General features: G+C 42.4%; 4 protein-coding genes. 2 read left to right on the top strand and 2 right to left on the bottom strand.

Going from position 1 to position 3,340, the window contains the following annotated elements; translation table 11 throughout:
* Nucleotides 1-104 precede the first annotated feature (104 nt).
* Nucleotides 105-845, bottom strand: coding sequence for a spore germination lipoprotein GerD (gene gerD, locus E0698_RS26080; RefSeq protein WP_192513408.1), 741 nt, complete (start codon nt 843-845; stop codon nt 105-107).
* Between the two features lie 106 nt (nt 846-951).
* Nucleotides 952-1,731, bottom strand: coding sequence for a polysaccharide deacetylase family sporulation protein PdaB (pdaB, locus tag E0698_RS26085; protein WP_192513409.1), 780 nt, complete (start codon nt 1,729-1,731; stop codon nt 952-954).
* A 99-nt stretch (nt 1,732-1,830) separates the two neighbouring features.
* On the opposite strand from pdaB, the gene E0698_RS26090 reads away from it, so the two are divergent.
* Entirely contained in the window at nt 1,831-2,445 is a 615-nt protein-coding gene (locus tag E0698_RS26090; protein ID WP_192513410.1) for a stage II sporulation protein M, read from the top strand.
* A 194-nt stretch (nt 2,446-2,639) separates the two neighbouring features.
* Nucleotides 2,640-2,870: a hypothetical protein gene (locus tag E0698_RS26095; protein WP_013312131.1), complete on the top strand. Its 231-nt coding sequence runs from the start codon at nt 2,640-2,642 to the stop codon at nt 2,868-2,870.
* Nucleotides 2,871-3,340 lie beyond the last annotated feature (470 nt).

Here is a 3,340-nt window from a genome sequence, read left to right on the forward strand (position 1 = left end):
TTTTCCAGATACCAGACCATTATTATGTAAAGAAAAAGAACCCGCGTCTCAAAAAGACGGGGTTTCTCGACAATCTGAGGCTGGTTCCTGAACCAGCCTTTTTATTATTGACCTCCTTGTCCTCCGCTGTCACCACCACCGCTACCACCGCCATCTTGTTTTGCACCGCTTGTTCCGTCCTGACCACTTTTTTTCTCAACCTTGGGTTGTAGCTCTTCCTGTACGACAGTTTTGAGTAAATTCATGACCTCAAGTCGGAAAATTGGATTCTGCATCGCATCGTGCATGACCGTCATAGATTGTTTGCGGTATTCAGGGGTTTTAGTTAAGTCCATATACATTTTGGTCAGTTCTGGCGATTTGAGCATCGCCTCAATAGATTTTTGATAAGAAGGGTCTTTAATGAGCTGCATATGGAGTTGCTTGCTTTGGCTGTTGATGGCCTTGGCGAACTCACCAGCAAAGCGCGGATCAGTCATAATTTTCTCGATTTCCTTTTTGTATTCCGGAGAAACCAGAGTATCCTTGACTGCGATCTTCATCTGTTCTGCTGACTGTGTGGGCATAATCATTTTCATTCCCATACTGCCGCCGGAGCCTCCGCCAGATCCACCTCCTTCGCTGCCTTGACCGGATTGTCCATCTTTCGATGAGCTGCTTTCCCCGGTCAAAGCTTCCTCCACTGCTTTTTTCCCGTCATCGCTTTTTAAAATATCGACAACCATCGTTTTCATTTCTTTATAGCTGTTCTGGGGAGGCGCCGAGCTCTGGTCCGAACCACAGCCAGTTAGCGCAACGCCCAGTACGCATATCATGCTGACTAATCGCAAACGAGTCCAATTCATGGCCGTATTCCTCCTTCATCATGAATGTGGATAGTATGCGATTGGATGAGGTGAAATATGTTGTCTGAATTTTGGTTTTTTGTTGAGAACGTTGTAAAATAACTCCTTAAAGACTCAGGGCCTGATCACGAACCTCTTTGCCTTTTACTGTTCCCTGTTGAAGCAGTTCGGATACAGTTACAAATTCATAACCTTGCGCACGCAATTTGTCGATAATGACGGGCAGCGCTTCATGAGTTTGTTTACAGGAATCACTGGCATGCAGAAGAACAATGTCACCGGGATGTGCTTTTTTCACAACACGGTCAATAATGACCTGAGTACCTGGGTTTTTCCAATCTAAAGAATCAGTGTCCCACTGGATTGTTTTGTAGCCTAAAGTGCTGGCGACCTGAAGAACCCTTTTGTCGAAATCACCATTAGGCATACGGATCAACTTCGGCGACTGCCCGGTCAGCTCGGTCAACGTGGTGTGGGCTGTTGAAATCTGCTTACGAATATCCTCATCACTTAGACTGCTGTAATTTTCATGTTTATGTCCATGGCTGCCGATCTCATATCCACGATCTTTTATCTGATTAACAAGCTCCGGGTGTGTTTTGCTCCATGGGGAGGAAAGAAAGAAGGTGGACTTGTTCACTTTTTTGTCCTGAAGAACCTTTAGGATGGGTTCAGTACGCTTATCTCCCCAACTAATGTCAAAGGTAAGAGCGATCAGCTTTTTGTCTGTGGGTACACTATAAATAGCCGCTGGTACTTCCTCGGAAAAAACGGTGACATTATCAGTTTCTACATAAATGACCCCAATAGCGAAAATGGCCGCCGCTGCTACGATAAAGAACCGTTTAATTTTTTTGCCATTCAGTACATAAAAAAAAGAATTCATGGTTAATAACGCCCCTTTCATCATAGAAGTGCTTGTTTACTTAAAGCTATGCCTGGGGTTGTCAATTATGCCATTGGACTAACAGGAGGGACCGATCTGATGGGATTAAAAGCATTTCTACATGATTTAAACACGACAAGACGGTTGATTTTAGTTTCCGCATTTCTTTTTTGCATAAGTATTGTGGTGGGCTGGTTAAGTACAGGGGCTATTCAATCTATATTGGCTCAACAATTGTCAGGATTGGGGGAAGTGGCTCAGCGTTTGCAACAGACTGAACATCCTCAATGGAGTTTTTTTGTGTTTATCTTTTTCAATAATGCTATCAAGTGTGTGCTGGTTATATTTGTAGGGGCTTTATTTGGAATCGTACCGTTTGTATTTTTGATTATGAATGGGATGGTTCTGGGGTTTGTCGTACACTTACAGGCGGATACGGGCAGAAGCTTGTATGAGGTTATTGTAAAAGGACTGCTTCCGCATGGTGTAATTGAATTACCTGTTTTAATTATCGCCTGTGCTTTCGGTTTGAAGTTTGGGGGGCAGGTGATGTCCTCGATCGGTGCAGGCATAGGGTTGAAACGAAAAGGGCTTGCCCAAACATGGGAGTCGTTTATGAAACAGACGTTGAGGGTGTCTATATGGTCCATTGTTCTGCTGCTTATTGCTGCTGCAATCGAGAGTGGGATAACGTATCGTTTATTGTCACATTAAAATATTATGGTCGGTTATTTATATTTTTCCTGAAAATTGAACATAACAAAGGGGAGAGCCCAAAGAGAAAACATGGAATTAAATCGGAATAAGTTTGAAACCTTAGCAGTTGAGTTTAAAAACAGGTAAAGACTGGAACAATAGTTGAACGAATATAAGCACTATATAATAAGCTGATAAGGGAGTATGGTCATATGCTGGGAATGCTGTTTAACGAAAAAGAATGCAAGGAACTGGATTATGTTCTTCGTAAGGAACTTGATGAAATGCTGCTTGATATGAGCGATACCCGATTGGATCAGGATATTCGTTATGCGATAGCGCTTCGGTATAAAACAGTTTTCCGCATGTATGCCCGCTTTGCACCCGCCAAGGAACTATCCAAATATGCCCGCAGAGGGCGCGTTCCCCAAACCAAACAATAAAAGATATAAGAGCCAATTATAAAATCAGAGATATTAGGAAGTTAACCCTTAAGAAGTTTATACTTACTGATATCAAAATAAGTGTTGACTCTATTTAGGATTCATGGTAAATTAATTTTCGTTCCTTTTTGAGGAATTTGCTCGAAAAAAAGAAATTAAAAAAACTCTTGCAAATCTCACAAAGTAATGATATATTATAAAGGTCGCCACTGAAACGCGGTGATGAAACAAAGCAAGAACGACAGCAAGACATAATGCAGGTTTGATCTTTGAAAACTGAACAACGAGTGAGTGAACCGCGAAGGTTTCGGACATGCTGCAAGGCTGAACGAAACTGGAGCAAAAAGAGATATTTTATCTCGTCAGTTTCAAAATGAGCACATCGCTCTTTCAATATACCAACTTCGGTTGGTCTTTAATGGAGAGTTTGATCCTGGCTCAGGACGAACGCTGGCGGCGTGCCTAATACA

It is taken from the genome of Paenibacillus sp. 23TSA30-6, from assembly GCF_014858585.1.
Lineage (GTDB): Bacteria > Bacillota > Bacilli > Paenibacillales > Paenibacillaceae > Paenibacillus.

Excerpts from the sequence above, each read along its gene's own strand:
- gerD (WP_192513408.1), bottom strand. The coding sequence starts at position 845 with ATGAATTGGACTCGTTTGCGATTAGTCAGCATGATATGCGTACTGGGC.
- pdaB (WP_192513409.1), bottom strand. The coding sequence starts at position 1,731 with ATGAATTCTTTTTTTTATGTACTGAATGGCAAAAAAATTAAACGGTTC.
- E0698_RS26090 (WP_192513410.1), top strand. The coding sequence starts at position 1,831 with ATGGGATTAAAAGCATTTCTACATGATTTAAACACGACAAGACGGTTG.
- E0698_RS26095 (WP_013312131.1), top strand. The coding sequence starts at position 2,640 with ATGCTGGGAATGCTGTTTAACGAAAAAGAATGCAAGGAACTGGATTAT.